This is a genomic window from Pseudomonas baetica (assembly GCF_019733355.1).
GTDB lineage: Bacteria > Pseudomonadota > Gammaproteobacteria > Pseudomonadales > Pseudomonadaceae > Aquipseudomonas > Aquipseudomonas baetica_A.
The window spans coordinates 80,775-97,457 of record NZ_JAIHLQ010000007.1; the positions used below are offsets into that span (position 1 = coordinate 80,775).

Annotated in this window: 9 protein-coding genes; 2 read left to right on the top strand and 7 right to left on the bottom strand. The window is 58.1% G+C overall.

The window, feature by feature from the left end; translation table 11 throughout:
* Both K5E40_RS08940 and K5E40_RS08945 read left to right on the top strand, forming a co-directional pair.
* On the top strand, positions 1-4,845 hold the full coding sequence (locus K5E40_RS08940; protein WP_221730399.1) for a neuraminidase-like domain-containing protein: 4,845 nt from the start codon (positions 1-3) through the stop codon (positions 4,843-4,845).
* Entirely contained in the window at positions 4,842-9,467 is a 4,626-nt protein-coding gene (locus K5E40_RS08945) for a SpvB/TcaC N-terminal domain-containing protein (RefSeq protein ID WP_221730400.1), read from the top strand. Before K5E40_RS08940 ends, K5E40_RS08945 begins: the two co-directional genes overlap by 4 nt.
* A 247-nt stretch (positions 9,468-9,714) precedes the next feature.
* Here the strand turns inward: K5E40_RS08945 and K5E40_RS08950 are convergent, their stop codons facing one another.
* From K5E40_RS08950 to K5E40_RS08980, 7 genes are all read right to left on the bottom strand, one after another.
* Positions 9,715-10,095, bottom strand: a complete 381-nt coding sequence (locus tag K5E40_RS08950; protein ID WP_221730401.1) for a DUF6124 family protein — start codon at positions 10,093-10,095, stop codon at positions 9,715-9,717.
* Positions 10,096-10,606: 511 nt separating this feature from the next.
* Positions 10,607-12,349 (bottom strand): ABC transporter substrate-binding protein, encoded by a 1,743-nt coding sequence (locus K5E40_RS08955; protein ID WP_221730402.1) that lies wholly within the window; start codon positions 12,347-12,349, stop codon positions 10,607-10,609.
* 48 nt (positions 12,350-12,397) lie between these two features.
* Positions 12,398-12,670 (bottom strand): DUF2160 domain-containing protein, encoded by a 273-nt coding sequence (locus K5E40_RS08960; protein ID WP_221730403.1) that lies wholly within the window; start codon positions 12,668-12,670, stop codon positions 12,398-12,400.
* Between the two features lie 10 nt (positions 12,671-12,680).
* Positions 12,681-13,481: a carbohydrate ABC transporter permease gene (locus tag K5E40_RS08965; RefSeq protein WP_123450806.1), complete on the bottom strand. Its 801-nt coding sequence runs from the start codon at positions 13,479-13,481 to the stop codon at positions 12,681-12,683.
* A 9-nt stretch (positions 13,482-13,490) separates the two neighbouring features.
* Positions 13,491-14,357 (bottom strand): carbohydrate ABC transporter permease, encoded by an 867-nt coding sequence (locus tag K5E40_RS08970; protein ID WP_221730404.1) that lies wholly within the window; start codon positions 14,355-14,357, stop codon positions 13,491-13,493.
* The gene (locus tag K5E40_RS08975; protein ID WP_221730405.1) at positions 14,354-15,469 is read right to left on the bottom strand and encodes an ABC transporter ATP-binding protein; all 1,116 of its coding nucleotides are present in this window, start codon (positions 15,467-15,469) and stop codon (positions 14,354-14,356) included. Before K5E40_RS08975 ends, K5E40_RS08970 begins: the two co-directional genes overlap by 4 nt.
* Positions 15,469-16,563 carry an ABC transporter ATP-binding protein gene (locus tag K5E40_RS08980; RefSeq protein WP_221730406.1) on the bottom strand — a complete coding sequence of 365 codons (1,095 nt, stop codon included), beginning with the start codon at positions 16,561-16,563 and terminating at the stop codon, positions 15,469-15,471. The genes K5E40_RS08975 and K5E40_RS08980 overlap by 1 nt, the downstream gene beginning before the upstream one ends.
* Positions 16,564-16,683: the final 120 nt, after the last annotated feature.

Genomic DNA, 16,683 nt, shown 5'->3' on the forward strand with positions numbered 1-16,683 from the left:
ATGACGAGCGCCTTCGACGCCCCCCTCAATGAAGCATTTCGTGACGCGATGCTCGCCCTGTATCTGCATGAGGCCGTGCCCAACGACCCGTACCTGATCGAGCAGGGGTTGACCCAACAAATCAAGACTGCCAACGACCTCTACGAGTTCTGGTTGCTGGACGTGCTGATCAGCCAGGATGTGCCGACCAGCCCGGTGGCCTGTGCCATTGCCAGTTACCAACAACAGATCAACAGCATGATGCTGAACATGGAGCCGGGGTACAGCGACGACAGTTTCACACCCCAGCAGATCAAGACCTGGCGCGACGGTCTCAATCGCTACCCGATCTGGTCCGCCATCCAGCAGTTGCATTACTTCCCTGACATCTACCTTGACCCCACGCTGCGCCTGACCAAGACCAGCAGTTTCGAGCAACTGGAAAACGACCTCAACCAGGCACAGATTCAGCCCGAAACCGTACAGACTGCCGTTCTGTCTTATCTGGCAAAGTTCGAGGAAATCGCCAACCTGAAGATCTGCAACGGTTACATCGATGGCGAAGATTTCGCCAACAGTACCTATTACTTCATCGGCAAATCCCCCGCCGAAAATGCCTACTACTGGCGCTCACTGGACATGAGCCAACGCCCGGTGAAAGAGCCCGCCGCCGCGCCTGGCAGTGTTGCGGACAAATTCGACAAGCCCCTGCCCAATGCCTGGTCGGACTGGCAGAGCGCCAATGTGCCGATTTCGGAAAAGGCCCTGGAACACACGATTCGTCCGTGCTGGTTCAACAACCGCTTGTTCGTGATCTGGGCCGAGCTGGAACTCCAGGATGCGGACGCCATGCAGTCCCCTGAAGAAGGGAGAGCCGAGACCAGCGTCAAGGTCAATCCGCGGTTCCGTTTGTATGCCAGCTATAAGAAATACGACGACAGGTGGAGCACGCCCCGGGTCTATATCGAGAGCTATTGCCAGACGCCGGCGCTCGTCGCCAAGCCCCTGGAACAGATCGCAGAGCAAACCCAGACCATCGCGGTGTATGACCACTCCACATCGCCAGAGTCGATGGTGATCATGTTGTATTCGAACTATCAGGACATACCTGGCGATATTCCCGGCAATCGCGACGAATATGATTTTCTGCGAACGGTGCGGATCGACAAGAACTTCAATGTGACGTCGCTGTTTCCGTCATATGGCGTGGTGCCCAATGTCAAACCAGGCGCGCCTCCATCCGCCACGGCGTTGCAGGATGGCTCAGGGCATGTGCTGCTGATCGGCCACATCTTCGCCAATAAAAACGCTGGCCGTTTTCAGTACTGGCTTCCCTCCAGCACCCCGGTGTTTGGTGCTATCGAGCACGCAACACCGGAAACAGAAAAGGACACTTGGGACTTCAACGATTGGCAGTCGCGCATCAAGACCTGTGAAGAAGATGTCGAGCTTGTCTACCATCCTGGCGATTCAAGTATCGGATTGACCTTGAGACTGAATGAAGGCTTTCCGGATGTCACCACGATCAAGTTCTCTGTTTATGGTTATTCCAACGAGGAGCTCTTCCACTTAACTCTAGTGTTCAGTCATACCGACAAGCGTGAATGGCTCACGCTGCTCGAAGGTTCGGAGATCAAGTCCTTCGGTGAATTCATGAATAGCCACGATACGGTGTATTGCTTCAGAGGCTGGCCAGACAGCATCAGAAGTCTTATTTCCGATCCTGACAGAAACAACCGAACTGAATTCTCCGTTCCTCCCATAGCGCCGGGCGGCAGCGCATCTCTGGCAGGGAAATTGGCGGGTTCGTACATACTCGACCGATTGCGCGATTCCCCTAATGAAATTTGGCTCTCTGATGTCTGGCGCGTTCCCAGAGGTGAAGAGCAATCTACGATGTCCATCTTTCCGCTCATCCAAAATCATGTCGTCGAGACTTATGGTTACCAGCTTTTCATAGGGCACCCTCTGGACGTAACGGCCACTGAGTTTCCTGCAAAACTTGAAGATATACGTCCCCTGTATAGCTCCGGGATCGTCGACAAACTGCCCGAAAACTCAGGCGGGGAAGGAATCACAGTCCCCGTCGACAAGATTAGCTACCAACCCGTCGGCTGGCCGGTTAAATGGCCCGACAAACCGAATGAGCTGAAAATTCCACTCGTGTACGGCGTCTTGATCCACAACAAGCATCGCTTAGGCCATTCACTCGTTGGCGCAGCCCTCAAAGCGGTATCCATCACTTGGGGAGAGACTCTCGCAGCAGAGCAAAAAAAAGCGCCGCTCATCAACAACAACGACAACGCTTCTCTGGGCAATGCTCAATACATCGACTTTACCGAATCAAGCATCAATTTCAGTGACGGATGTGAATCTAAAGAAGGTTATCGAGCGCCCATCCGCATGAACACCACCTTCGCCCGGGAATTGATCCAGCTCGCCGAAAGCGGCATGGATCCGCTGCTGAGTTGGCACACCCAGACACAGCAGACAGAACCGCCCATTCCCGATGGTCTCGGCGCGCAATCGATGGATTTCTCCGGCGCGTACTACCTGTATTTCCTCGAACTGTTCCTGTACTTGCCATGGCTGGTGGCGTATCGCTTGAATGAGGAACAGCAATACGAAGAAGCCAAACACTGGCTGGCGTATCTCTTCAACCCTTCACGGCAAAACGCAGATCCGGGGCATCCCGGCTATTGGCAGGCTGTGCCTCTTGAAACGCCCGTCTGGCCCGGTGCGCCAGACCCCAGCCAGGCCATTGTGTATCCGGACGATCCGCATCAGATTGCACTCAGTTTTCCCGTGCACTTTCGCAAGGCCTTGTACGGACTCTATATCGATATCGAGAGCAATCAGGCTGATCAGGTGTACCGAGAACTGACACCGGACGGTTTGGCAGAAGCCAAGTTGCGCTATGTCCATATCCTCGATTTGCTCGGGCCGCGCCCGGATGTGCGGCAAGTAGACGATTGGTCACCGATTACGCTGGATGAGTTGAGTGCTGCGAAAAATGACGACCTGCGTGCCTTCGAACAACAACTGATCGCCACCCAACGACAACTTCAGGAGCAGCCGCCGCTGCGCATCGGCAAGGCCCCGCAATCGCAGGACGCGCCATTGCTGTGTCTGCGGCCTTACCGCGAGGATTCATCGTTGTCCACCGTGGACAATCCGTATTTGCGCCGTCCGTTCAACCCTGAACTGATCAAGCGCTGGGACAGGGCCGAAGGCCGCTTGTACAACCTGCGCCATAACCTCGACATGGCGGGTAATCCCTTGAACTTGCCGTTGTTCGCCGCGCCACTGGACCCGCGCGCCCTGCTCGCTGCCTGGGGCCAGGGCCTGTCCGGGGCGGCGCTGAGTCGGCTGTTGAACCCACAGATTCCCCATTACCGCTTCAGCTTCATGTTCGCTCTGGCGCAGAACGCGGTGGACAGTGTGATCCAGTTCGGCTCGACGCTGTTGTCACTGATCGAGCGCAAGGAGCAGGCGCAGTATCTTGAGTTGCAACAGCAGCAGGCGTGGAATCTGGCGAAGGTGGCGGTGGATATACAGGTTCAGGCTGGAAAAATTGATGAAAAAAACAAGGAGGCGTTGCTGGCGAGTCAGGTCATCACTGAGGGGAAACTTGCCTATTACCAAGAGTTAGCAGAACAAGGATTGAGCCGTAATGAAAAGATTTCCAACGATGCACGCTTGAATGCCAATACATATGAATCAGGAGTTGGCTTAACTCAAAAGGCCTCATCCCTCGCTAAAACGATACCAAACATTTTCGGATTTGCGTTGGGCGGGATCGACCTAGGAGCTGCGTCACAAGCAGTTGTTCATACCGTTGAAGGCTCAGTCATAGTTGATCGAGCTACTGCTGAGAATGCAGATCTCACCTCTCAGTTCGACCGACGCGGTGCGGATTGGAAGTACATGTACGACCAGGCAAAACTCGAAGCCGAACAGATCGAAGCACAACTCGCCGTCTACGAAGAACAGCACAAGGCCACCCAACTGCAACTGCGCCAGGCACAAACCGCGCTGAACCACGCCAAAGCGACCCACGACTTCCTGCTCAGCAGCAACCGCTTCAGCCGCTCACAGACCTATGACTGGCTCAACAGCAAGTTCGCCGGGTTCTACAACGGTGCTTATACCACCGCGCAATCGCTGTGCCAGGCGGCCGAGGCCTGCTGGCAGTACGAAATGGGCGATTTCACGCAAACCTTCATCCGGCCCGGTGGGTGGAACGCCACCTACCGCGGCCTCGGTGCCGGCGAAGAGCTGAAAATGAGCCTGCAGCGCATGCACGGCGATTACCTGAAAAACAATAAACGCGAATTGGAGATCCGCAAAACCGTCTCGCTCAAAGAACTCAAGACCAAGTATCCAGACGTCGCTGGCAACAAGACCTGGGAAGAGATCAAGCAGACTCTGACGGACAATGGCACCTGTGAATTCGAACTGACGCAAAAAATGTTCGACGACGATTACGCCGGGCAAAACCACTACCTGCGTCGGATCAAGACGATCAGCGCGACCCTGCCGATCAGCATTGGGCCTTATAAAGATATCTGCGCCGTGCTGACTCAGACCTACAGCAAAGTTGAAATGGCCGCCACCCTCGGCAACGCCAAGGAAAACCTGCGCGCGAGCCAACAGATCGCCCTCTCCCACGGCACCGACGACAACGGCCTGTTCCAGCTCAACTTCCAGGACGAACGCTACCTGCCATTTGAATGCACCGGGGCCATTTCGCGCTGGGTTCTGACCTTACCCAACCACGAAGCCCAAAAGGCCATGATCCTCTCCCTCCAGGACATCATCCTGCACCTGTGTTACACGGCCAGACGCGAGGGCGGTTCGCTATGAACGGACAACAGCCACCGCAACAGTCGACGATGCAAATCAACACCCCTGCTCTACCGAAAATGGGCGGCGCCATTCAAAGCGTTGGCAAGGGCTGGGGAGGCGTTGGCACCTCCGGCACGGCGTCCCTGGAACTGGCCCTGCCGATCTCTCCCGGCCGCGGCTTTGCCCCAGCGCTGGGGTTGGGTTACAGCAGCAATGTCGGCAACAGCCCGTTCGGAATCGGCTGGCAAATGACGAACAATGCCATCAGCCTGCGCACCACTCAAGGTACGCCAATGTACGATGGCACCGACCAGGTGGTGGGGCCTGGTGGCGATGTGTGGATGCCCGAGCGTGACGAAAGTGACGGTAAACCGATTTTCCGTAGCGTCACCGAATACAACCACCGGCCACTGGCCGGCGAGTACAACGTGGTGCGTCACTGGCCGCGGGTCGAGGGTGAGTTTGCCCTGATCGAACATTGGTCCTCTGCCACCGACACTGCGGGTTTCTGGCTGATACACGGCGCAGATGGCAGTCTGCATGTGTATGGCAAAACCGAAAGCTCGCGTCGCAGCGACCCGAACAACCCGCAGCATGTCGGCGTGTGGATGATCGACGAAAGCCTCAACACCCGAGGCGAGCACATCGTCTACGAGTACAAAGTCGAAACCGACCCGCCCCAAGCCCCGCAATGGCATGACTACCGCGCTCAGCGCTATCTCAAGCGCGTGTGTTACGGCAATGCCGAGGCCAACCCGCACCTGTACGCATGGGAAACCGATAGCTGGAAAAAGCAGCACTGGCACTTTCAACTGGTGTTCGATTACGGCGAGCGCAGCACCGATCTTGAGCAGGTACCGACCTTCGCTGAACAAAAAACCTGGTCCGGTCGCGGCGACCCGTTCTGGAACTACAGCTACGGTTTCGGACTGGGTACCCAACGCCTGTGTCGGCAAGTGTTGATGTTTCATCATTTCACCAAGGAACTGGGGGATTCGCCCGCACTGGTCCAGCGTCTGCTGCTGGAACACCGGGTCAGTCCGTTGGGTTACAACCAACTGACCGCGGCTCATATTCAGGCTTACGATGGCCTGGGCCAGACAGAAAGCCGACCGCCGATGGAGTTCAGCTACAACCCGTTCGAACTCGACTCGACGCATCGCAACTGGACACCGTTCGCGCAAATGCCCGGGCTCAACGACGGCCAGCACTATCAACTGGTGGACCTGTACGGCGAAGGTATTCCGGGGGTGCTGCGTCGTTACGACCAGGCCTGGTATTACCGCGAACCGTTACGCAGCGAGACCGGCGGCGACAACGTGGGCTACAGCGACTGGAAACGTCTGGAGCACATTCCTGTGACAGACAGCAGCAAGCCGATTCACCATTCGCTGACTGACCAGACCGGCGACGGCAAGCTCGACTGGGTAATTGCCATGCCGGGGATGTGTGGTTGTTTCACCCTTGATCCGGACCGTAACTGGTCCGCTTTCGTGCCCTTCGATGCGTTTCCCAACGAGTTTTTCCACCCGAAGGCGCAGATGACCGATCTGGTCGGTGATGGCCTGATCGACCTTGCGCTGATCGGCACCCGCAGTGTGCGCCTTTACGCCAACCGCCGTGCGGCAGGGTTTGCCAACGGCGTCGACGTGCCTCATTCGGTAAAAACAACTGAAGGGGATGACGATGAACTGCCAACACCGAGTAATACGCTAACCGAGTTGGTGGCCTTCGCCGATGTACTCGGCAGCGGCCAACAACATCTGGTGCGCATCCGTTATAACGAAGTCAAATGTTGGCCCAACCTGGGCCATGGGCGTTTCGGCAAGGGTTTTGTGCTGTGTGCCTTGCCATTTGTCGACAGCGAATTCAATTGCGCGCAGGTGTTGCTGGCCGACCTCGACGGCTCGGGGGCGACCGATCTGATCTACCTGGAGCCCGATGGCCTGCGGGTATTCATGAACCATGGTGGCAACGGTTACGAGCAGACCTGGGACGTATTGTCCTGGCCCGAAGGCGTGCACTACGATCGGCTCTGCCAGGTCAGCACCGCCGACCTGCAAGGGCTCGGTTGCTCCAGCATCGTCCTGACGGTGCCGCACATGACGCCCCAACACTGGCGCTATGATTTCGTCAAAGCCAAGCCTTACCTGATGAATCGCACCTGCAACAATATGGGTGCCAGTACCGGCGTCACCTATCGCAGCTCGGCCCAGGAATGGCTCGATGAAAAACAGGAGCAACATGCCGCCAAGGTCGAAAACCCGGTCTCCCGCCTGCCGTTCGCCATGCATCTGGTCAGCCGGCAAACGCAATTCGACGACATCACGGGTAATCGACTGAGCCAGGGCTTGCGCTATCGGGGTGGTTATTACGATCGCCTTGAACGCGAGTTCCGCGGTTTTCGTGTACTGCTGCAGACCGATACCGAAGCCTCGGCGGCGGAGCGCGCAACAGTCGGTTTCACCGCGCCAATCCTCAGCAAGACCTGGTTCCACACGGGGGATGCCATCGATCCTGCGAGGGACGGTTATTACGTTGGAGATGAATTGGCTGTTGCCCTGCAACCCACGTTGCTGCAGAACTACCACTTCAATGATCGGGCGACGCAGCCCTTCACCGCCGATGATGAAAGCATCAACCGTGAAATAGCCCGAGCCCTGAGCGGCAGGGTACTGCGCTCGGAAACCTATGCGGCAGATGACGACCCCCTCACCGCGGTGCCGTACGCGGTTCAGGAACACCGCCATCTGGTGCGGGTGCTGCGTCCCAAAGGCAAGCATCAGCCCTACGCGGTGCTTCAACCTCTGGCTCTGGAGTCCATCAGTTACCAATATGAGCCAGCCATCGCGGACGACCCGTTGTGCCAGCATCACATCAACCTTGAGTGGGACGAATATGGCGCCTGCGTCCACAGCTTCGACGTCCACTACGCACGACGCAAGCACGTTGACGATACGCCGCCCTTCAGTGACGAACATCAGAAAAACTGGTGGAAGGATGCCCATGACGAGGCGCAACAGAACTGGTACCTGACGCAAACCAGATCGCTGCCCATCCACTTGCCGAACACCCAGGCGTGGCGCCTGGGCCTGCCCTATCAAAACCGCACGAATGCCCTGGTTCTGAAAAATACCGCACTGAGCCCCGCCAGTATCCACCATGACCGGTTTCTTGAACTGAGCCAGGAAAATGGGGAATGGGCAAAACAGGCGATGCTGACGAGTCTGTCCCGCCAGCACTACATGGACCCCGAGAACGGCCAGCCCCTGGCGCCTGGGGCCGCGACCTTCGAAGGGTTGACCGCTCACCTTGAAACAGCCGAACTCGATGAAATCGCCCTGAGCGCCTACGACAGGCTCAAGGATGATCAAGGCAACATGCCCTTCAACCTGAAAGAGAAACTCGAATCACCGCAAGTGGGTTACCACATCATGGATCGGTTCCTGCCCGAGGTAACCCGGCAAGCGGTGCAAGATCCCGGGGACGCCAAAAATTATCTGTGGTCGGTGCATCACGGCTTTCCCACCTACCACACGCTGGATGGCTTTTATAACGTCCAGAAGTACCGGGAAACCCGCAGCCACGGCGAAACCCTGATCACCTACGACACACACTGGTGCCTGACCATCGCCGTGACCTTGCCGGACGGTTGCACCACGCGCAGCCTCGATGTGGATTACCGCACCTTCCTGCCGGCCGCCATCGAGGACGCCAATCACAATATCCAAGAGGCGCGCTACAACGCGTTCGGCGAACCGCTGATTACCAGTTTCCATGGCACGGAACTGGGAGAGCCGGTGGGCTTCGATCCGCTGGAGACCTATGTGCCTGCGCCTGACCGTGACCCAGCCATCGCCATCGCCGATCCGCACAACGCCATCGGCAATTTTGCCAGTGCCGGGTTCTCCGATACTTTCAGCTGGATGGGCCGTCTCTCACGAACCGCACCACCCTCCCCGGCATGGTTCGAATGGGCCAGGGCTGAAGGATTTGTATTGCCTGGCGGGCACCTCTGCGACAGGGCCCGGCAACATATTGCCGCCCTGGAAAAACCCGACCCGAACGAGACGATTCTCAAACAACAAATCGACGTGGCACAACGTGAACCGGTTTACGCCGTTGCCATGCTGGCCGACCGCTATCCCGACGATGTTGAAAAGATGCAAGTGCGGGTCAGCATCACCTGTTTGGACGGCTTTGGCCGGACCCTGCAAACCAAACAGGAAGTCGAACCTGGCCTGGCCTGGCTGACCCATGAAAACGGTGAACTGATCCTCAAGCCTGACGGCACGCCAGAGCAAGCCCAGGTGTCGAGACGGTGGCGCGTCAACGAACCGGTGGAGTACAACAACAAAGGCAAAAAAGTGCGGATCTACCGGCCCTACTTCGCCGACCAGCCGCGCTACATCAATGACCGGTCAATGCGCGAACATGCCTATCACGACCAGCAATTCTACGACGCGGCGGGGCGCCCGACCGAAACCGTGCTGGCCAAGAAAATGCTGCAAGGCAACCCGGCGACATTGAAGCCCTTGCGCCGGGAAATCTGGTACTGGATCTGGTGCACGGTGGCCTTCGATGAGAACGACCTGTTTGAACCGCCACCGGAACAACGGCGTGGCAACTGGTGGTCATGAAGATCGGCATTGATTCATCTTCCCCGCGCCTGACAGCCATCGACAGCCGCGGCTTGCCCGTGCGGCAGATTGCTTACTGGCGCCAGGCGGCTGAAACCGAGGCGCGCATCACGCTTCAACAGCATGACGCCGCCGGGTGGTGCGTCAGCCTGATAGGCGAAGCGAATCTGCTCGCGATGGCGTCAGCACAGCCAGCATCTTCGTTGGCGGCCCCAGCGCTTTCGCGAGCAGGCTCTCGCCCACAGGTTTAGGCGGCTGGTTCGACCTTATCCAGCGCGCTGTTCACCGCCAGTTCGCCGAGCATGACGATCTGTGCAATCCCCAGCAACGTCTTGCGGTGCGTGCCTTCGAGCAACGCGGCGAAGTCACCGAGCATGACGCTGGCCGAGGACAGGGACTCGCTGGCGTTGGCCAGCAGGGATTCGGTGTCGGCGGTGGGGTTGACCAGGAACATCTGGTTCTGGACATAGGGCGTGGCCATGATGGCGGCCGTGGGTTTGAGGTAAAAGTCGAGGGCGCGGTCGGCGGCTTCGTGGAGTTTGCGGGTGTCTTCGCCCGCGTAGGGGGACGTTGTATTGGCGTCCGCAGGAACGGTTGTTGCCGGGGGGTTGGGTGTTGGCTTTTTCATGTTGTTTCTCCTTCTGAACGTTGAAGCTGATCCATTCGGTTCCACGCGAAGGGGTGGCAGTTGTACGCAGGTTGGAACCCGGGGAACGGAGAAACCCGGCAGACTCGAAAGTCTCCCGCGTACAGCCGCCATAACAGACTGCACACCATGAAGGTGGGCAAGCATACGTCATGAAAGACGCTTTGGCGTTGATACGTTCTCCGGGGTTCCAATCCCGATCGCTGATTTGGCAGCGACGTTCACAGCCTAGAGAGCCGACGTCCGACGGACAACCTGAAAACATTGTGGGAAGGTTCTGTATTTTCGGAAAACCTTTAAACATCCCGAATCGAAATACTCGCCAGCACCAGGACTGTTGTGAAGGCAATGACTTGGGCGAGGGCATTACCTATTCGTAATGCGTCGCCGCTCTATTGGATCAACGCGAAACCTGTGGGCGTTCGATGGCGGTGGTTCTGGCACAACTGAAAACGGCACCTTGCGGTGCCGTTTGCCCTTCACACATCAGCTTTTATTTACGCGCATCTGCCCAGGATTTCAGCAGTTCGTTGTAGCTCACGGTCTCGCCCTTCGGCTTCTCGTTCGCCAGTTTCGGTTTCGGCGCGCCCGGTTGATCGAACCAGTATTGCGCGTCGCGTTCCGGGTTCATTTTCGGTGCGCACGTGGCTTGGGCCTTGGAGCGTTCCAGACGCGACATGATCGCGTCCTGATCCTTGGCCAAACCATCCAGCGCTTGCTGCGGGGTCTTCTCGCCGCTGGCCGCTTCGGCGATGTGGCTCCACCACAATTGCGCCAGACGCGGATAGTCCGGCACGTTGGTCCCGGTCGGGGTCCATTGCACGCGGGCCGGGCTGCGGTAGAACTCGACCAGACCACCGAGTTTCGGCGCCAGATCGGTCATCGCTTGCGAGTTGATGTCCGACTCACGAATCGGCGTCAAACCGACGATGGTTTTCTTCAGCGATACGGTTTTCGAAGTCACGAACTGCGCGTACAACCACGCCGCGAGTTTCTGTTTCTCCGGCGTGGATTTCATGAACGTCCACGAACCCACGTCCTGATAACCAAGCTTCATGCCCTCCTCCCAATACGGCCCGCGCGGCGATGGCGCCATCCGCCATTTCGGCGTGCCGTCGTCGTTGACCACCGGCAGACCCGGTTTGGTCATGTCGGCGGTGAAGGCGGTGTACCAGAAAATCTGCTGAGCGATGTTGCCTTGCGACGGCACCGGGCCGGACTCGGAGAACGTCATGCCCGCTGCTTCCGGAGGCGCGTACGCCTTGAGCCAATCGACGTATTTGGTCGTGGCAAACACTGCCGCCGGGCCGTTGGTGTCGCCGCCTCGGGTCACGCTGGAACCCACCGGGTGGCAATCCTCGACACGAATGCCCCACTCGTCCACCGGCAAACCGTTAGGCAAGCCCTTGTCGCCGCCGCCCGCCATGGAGAACCAGGCATCGGTGAAGCGCCAGCCCAGCGACGGGTCTTTCTTGCCGTAGTCCATGTGCCCGTAAACACGTTTGCCGTCGATTTCCTTGACGTCTTCGCTGAAGAATTTGGCGATGTCTTCATAGGCTGACCAGTTCACCGGTACGCCCAATTCGTAGCCGTACTTTTCCTTGAACTTGGCTTTCAGGTCCGCGCGTTCAAACCAGTCAGCGCGGAACCAGTACAGGTTGGCGAACTGCTGGTCGGGCAGTTGATAAATCTTGCCGTCCGGCGCCGTGGTGAACGAAATGCCGATGAAGTCCTTGATGTCGAGGGTCGGCGAGGTGAAGTTCTTGCCTTCGTTGGCCATCAGGTCGGTGATCGATTCGGTCTTGCCGTAACGAAAGTGCGTGCCGATCAAGTCCGAGTCATTGACCCAGCCGTCGTAGATATTCTTGTCGGACTGCATCACCGTCTGCATTTTTTCCACCACGTCGCCTTCTTGCAGCAAGTCGTGGGTGAGCTTGATCCCGGTGATTTCGCTGAAGGCCTTGGCCAGCACCTTGGACTCGTATTCATGGGTGGTCAGGGTTTCCGAAACCACCTTGATTTCCATCCCGCGAAACGGCTCTGCAGCCTTGATGAACCACTTCAACTCTTCGAGTTGCTGATCGGCCGTCAGGGTCGACGGTTTGAATTCGCTGCCGATCCACTTTTTCGCAGCGTCCTCGTAGGCATCGGCCCAGGCAGACGCGCTCAAACCGCTGAGTGCCAGCATGGCTGCCAATGAAATGCTATGTCGCAGCTTATTGTTTTTGTCGAACATAGAGACCTCCTGTTTAGGATTTCGGAGCACGGTTGTCGAGCGACTCGACTAGCCCCAACGCATCACAGCCAACAGCCACACCAGGGACAACGCGGACGCCACCCAGATGCTCCAGTCGGTGGCGCCGATGACCAGCAAATGCAGGTAGGCGCTGCCGAGAAGACCGATAAACAAGCGATCGCCACGGGTGGTGGCAATCGGCAGAAAACCTCGCCGCAGGACGCTCGGCGAACGCAGCTCCCACGTCGTCATGCCCACCAGGAGCAAGCCTATGACAATGAAGAATGCCGCTGTGGGGGTGGTCCAACTCATCCATTCCATCATCAGCTCCTCAGACCCGGCCGAGGGCAAAGCCCTTGGCCACATGGTTGCGAACAAACCAGATCACCAGCATGCCCGGCAAAATGGTCAACACCCCCGCCGCCGCCAGCACCCCCCAATCGATCCCCGAGGCCGAGACCGTGCGTGTCATCACCGCCGCAATCGGCTTGGCGTTTACCGAGGTCAACGTGCGCGCCAGCAACAGCTCGACCCAGGAAAACATGAAGCAGAAAAACGCCGTGACGCCGATGCCGGAACCGATCAACGGGATGAAAATCTTCACGAAGAACTTGGGGAAACTGTAGCCGTCAATGTAGGCGGTTTCGTCGATTTCCTTCGGCACGCCGGACATGAAGCCTTCGAGAATCCACACCGCCAGTGGCACGTTAAACAGGCAGTGCGCCAAGGCCACGGCAATGTGCGTGTCGAACAGACCAATCGACGAATAGAGCTGGAAGAACGGCAACAGGAACACCGCCGGCGGCGCCATGCGGTTGGTCAGCAGCCAGAAGAACAGGTGCTTGTCGCCCAGAAAGCGGTAGCGTGAAAACGCATACGCCGCCGGCAGTGCCACGCTCAGGGAAATCACCGTGTTCAGGCTCACGTAGTACAGCGAGTTGATGTACCCGCTGTACCAACTCGGATCGGTGAAGATCACCTTGTAGTTCGCCAGCGTGAAGTCCTGTGGGAAAAGTGTCAGACCGCCGAGGATTTCGGTGTTGCTCTTGAACGACATGTTCAGCAGCCAGTAGATCGGCACCAGCAGGAACAGGATGTAGACCAGCAACGGGATCAGCTTTCTTTTGCTCATGGCCGGGCCTCAGCGGTTGGCGTCGGAGTGCGTCATGGCGGTGTAGAACAGCCAGGACACCAACAAGATGATCAGGAAGTACACCAGCGAGAAAGCCGCTGCCGGACCCAGGTCGAATTGGCCTACGGCCATTTGGGTCAGCGTCTGACTCAAGAAGGTCGTGGCGTTACCCGGCCCGCCCCCGGTGAGCACAAACGGCTCGGTGTAGATCATGAAACTGTCCATGAAACGCAGCATCACCGCGATCAACAGCACGCTCTTGAGCTTGGGCAACTGAATGTGCCGGAACACCGCCCAGGCTGACGCCCGATCGATGCGCGCCGCTTGGTAATACACATCGGGAATGGCGCGCAATCCGGAGAAACACAGCAGCGCCACCAGCGAGGTCCAGTGCCAGACGTCCATCACCAGCACCGTCACCCAGGCGTCCATGGTGTTGGCCGCATAGTTGTAGCTGATGCCCATCGCGTTGAGACTCGACCCGAGCAAGCCGATGTCGGCGCGGCCGAAAATCTGCCAGATCGTGCCCACCACGTTCCACGGGATCAGCAGCGGAATCGCCAGAATAATCAGCACCAGCGACGACCAGCGGCCCTTGGTCGGCATGGTCAGGGCAATCCCAATGCCCAGCGGGATTTCAATCAGCAACACGCACGCCGAATAGATGAACTGGCGCAGCAGCGAATCATGCAGACGCGGATCCAGCAGCACCTGCCGATACCACTCAGTGCCGACGAAGTAGCGGCTGGATTGGTCGAAGATGTCCTGCACCGAGTAGTTGACCACGGTCATCATCGGGACGACCGCACTGAACGCCACCAGCAAAAACACCGGCAACACCAGCCACCAGGCCTTGTTGTTCTGCACCTTGTTCATGGCTGCACCTCATTGTCTTCAGTGACTGGCAGCAGGAATTCGTCGGCATAGACCATCAGCCACTGCGCCGGAAAACTGATGTACGCCGTGCCCTGCGGCACCGGTTTGTCTTCCGCCAGGCGCACTTTCAGCGCCACGCCGTCGAGATCGAGGGTCATGATCTTGTAGGTGCCGAGGTCTTCGACGTGTACGACGTGTGCCTGCATCGCGTCGTCAAACGGCTCATCCCAGACATGAATGAACTCGGGACGGATACCGACCTTCAGATTTTTCCACTGACCGTGTTCGATATGACGCTGCAAGGCGTCAGACAGCGGCAGGTGCGTCGAGCCGAAACCGACCCCACCCGGTTGCGGCTGCACGTCGATCAGATTCATGCCGGGGCTGCCGATGAAGTAGCCGACAAAGGTGTGGCTCGGCCGCTCGAACAACTCCCGTGGCGTACCGAACTGGACGATCTGGCCGCCGTACATCACCGCGATCTTGTCGGCGAAGGTCGAGGCTTCGAGTTGATCGTGGGTGACATAAACCATGGTGATGTTGAATTGCTCGTGGATCTGCTTGAGCTTGCGCCGCAGTTTCCACTTCAGGTGCGGGTCGATCACTGTCAGCGGTTCATCAAAGAGGATCGCCGACACGTCGTCGCGCACCAGGCCCCGGCCCATAGAGACTTTCTGTTTCTCGTCGGCGGTGAGGTTGCGCGCCTTTTTGCTCAGCAACTCTTGCAGATCGAGGACTTCGGCAATTTCCTGCACCTTGCTGTGCACTTTCGCCTCGGCCATGCCCTGATTACGCAGGGGAAACGCCAGGTTGTCGAACACGGTCATGGTGTCGTAGACCACCGGAAACTGGAAAACCTGAGCGATGTTGCGCTTCTCGGGGGTCAGGTCGTTGACCGCTTTGCCGTCGAATAACACATGCCCTTGCGAGGGGCTGAGCAAGCCGGAAATGATGTTGAGCAACGTCGATTTGCCGCAACCGGACGGGCCGAGCAGCGCATAGGCGCCGCCCTGCTCCCAAACGTGATCCATCTCGCGGATCGCATAATCCTCCGCACCGCTGGGGGTTTTGCTGTAGCTGTGGGCGAGGTGTTGCAAACGGATTTCGGCCATCAGGCAACCCTCGCGACACGCAGGCTAGGTGCTTGCACCAAGCGGCCCTGCGCATCGAAAACAAACAGTTTGTGGGTCGGGATATAAATGCGGATCGGCTCGTCGACGTCGTATTCGTGAACGCCGGACAGGTGCAGCACCAACAGGAAATGCTCGTTGCGCACATGCAGGAAGGTTTCCGAACCGCTGATCTCGGCGACTTCCACCGTCACGGCCAATTCCAGATCGTCATCGTTGCTCGGCACCAGCGAGATGTGGCTGGGGCGCACGCCGAAGCGGAACTCACCCTCGCCCACCGGACGCAGATCAACGTTCAACGGGAAGTGTACGAAGTTGGCAAAACTCACTTCGTTACCGGCGATGCGCCCCGGCATCAGATTGATCGGCGGCTCGGAGAACAACTCGGCAGCCAGCACGGTTTTCGGCTGGTGATACACCGAGGTCGACGGGCCGCTCTGGATCACTCGCCCCTCGTGAAGAATCGTCGTGGTGCCGCCCAGCGCCAGCGCTTCGTTAGGCTCGGTGGTGGCGTAAATGGCGATGGTGTGGCGCAGCTTGAACAACTCGCGCATTTCCTGACGCAGTTCTTCGCGCAGTTTGTAGTCGAGGTTGACCAGCGGCTCGTCGAACAGGATCAGTTCGGCATCCTTGACCAGCGCCCGGGCCATGGCGGTGCGTTGCTGCTGCCCCCCGGAAAGCTCCAGCGGATAGCGCTGCAGAAACTTCTCGATGCGCAGCATCTTCGCGGTTTCCTGCACCTTGCTGTGGATGATCTCTTTCGACACACCGGACTGACGCAGCGGCGAGGCGATGTTCTCGAACACCGTCATGGTCGGGTAGTTGATGAACTGCTGATAGACCATCGACACATTGCGCAGACGTACCGGGCGTTGGGTGACATCGACGCCGTTCATCAGGATTCGGCCGCTGTCGGGCTTGTCCAGACCGGCCATCAAGCGCATGAGACTGGTTTTGCCGGACAGCGTGCGACCGAGCAAAACGTTGAAGGATCCGGGTTCGAATTTCAGGCACGCATCGTCGATCCAGCTCTGGCCCTCGACGGTGCGGCAGACGTGCTCCAGGGTGAGTGACATGGCTCGGCCTTTTTATTATTGGAGTCAAGCGACCTGTGCAGTAGAGCGACATTCGTGCCAGAAATGGCAAGTTGTTGATTTGTTGTGAAAATCGTTGAAACCGCCGGGAAACGGCGTTCA

What these genes read in the sequence shown, in the direction of transcription:
- K5E40_RS08970 (WP_221730404.1), bottom strand. Translation starts at nt 14,357, where the DNA reads ATGAACAAGGTGCAGAACAACAAGGCCTGGTGGCTGGTGTTGCCGGTG.
- K5E40_RS08975 (WP_221730405.1), bottom strand. Translation starts at nt 15,469, where the DNA reads ATGGCCGAAATCCGTTTGCAACACCTCGCCCACAGCTACAGCAAAACC.
- K5E40_RS08965 (WP_123450806.1), bottom strand. Translation starts at nt 13,481, where the DNA reads ATGAGCAAAAGAAAGCTGATCCCGTTGCTGGTCTACATCCTGTTCCTG.
- K5E40_RS08960 (WP_221730403.1), bottom strand. Translation starts at nt 12,670, where the DNA reads ATGGAATGGATGAGTTGGACCACCCCCACAGCGGCATTCTTCATTGTC.
- K5E40_RS08950 (WP_221730401.1), bottom strand. Translation starts at nt 10,095, where the DNA reads ATGAAAAAGCCAACACCCAACCCCCCGGCAACAACCGTTCCTGCGGAC.
- K5E40_RS08980 (WP_221730406.1), bottom strand. Translation starts at nt 16,563, where the DNA reads ATGTCACTCACCCTGGAGCACGTCTGCCGCACCGTCGAGGGCCAGAGC.
- K5E40_RS08955 (WP_221730402.1), bottom strand. Translation starts at nt 12,349, where the DNA reads ATGTTCGACAAAAACAATAAGCTGCGACATAGCATTTCATTGGCAGCC.
- K5E40_RS08945 (WP_221730400.1), top strand. Translation starts at nt 4,842, where the DNA reads ATGAACGGACAACAGCCACCGCAACAGTCGACGATGCAAATCAACACC.
- K5E40_RS08940 (WP_221730399.1), top strand. Translation starts at nt 1, where the DNA reads ATGACGAGCGCCTTCGACGCCCCCCTCAATGAAGCATTTCGTGACGCG.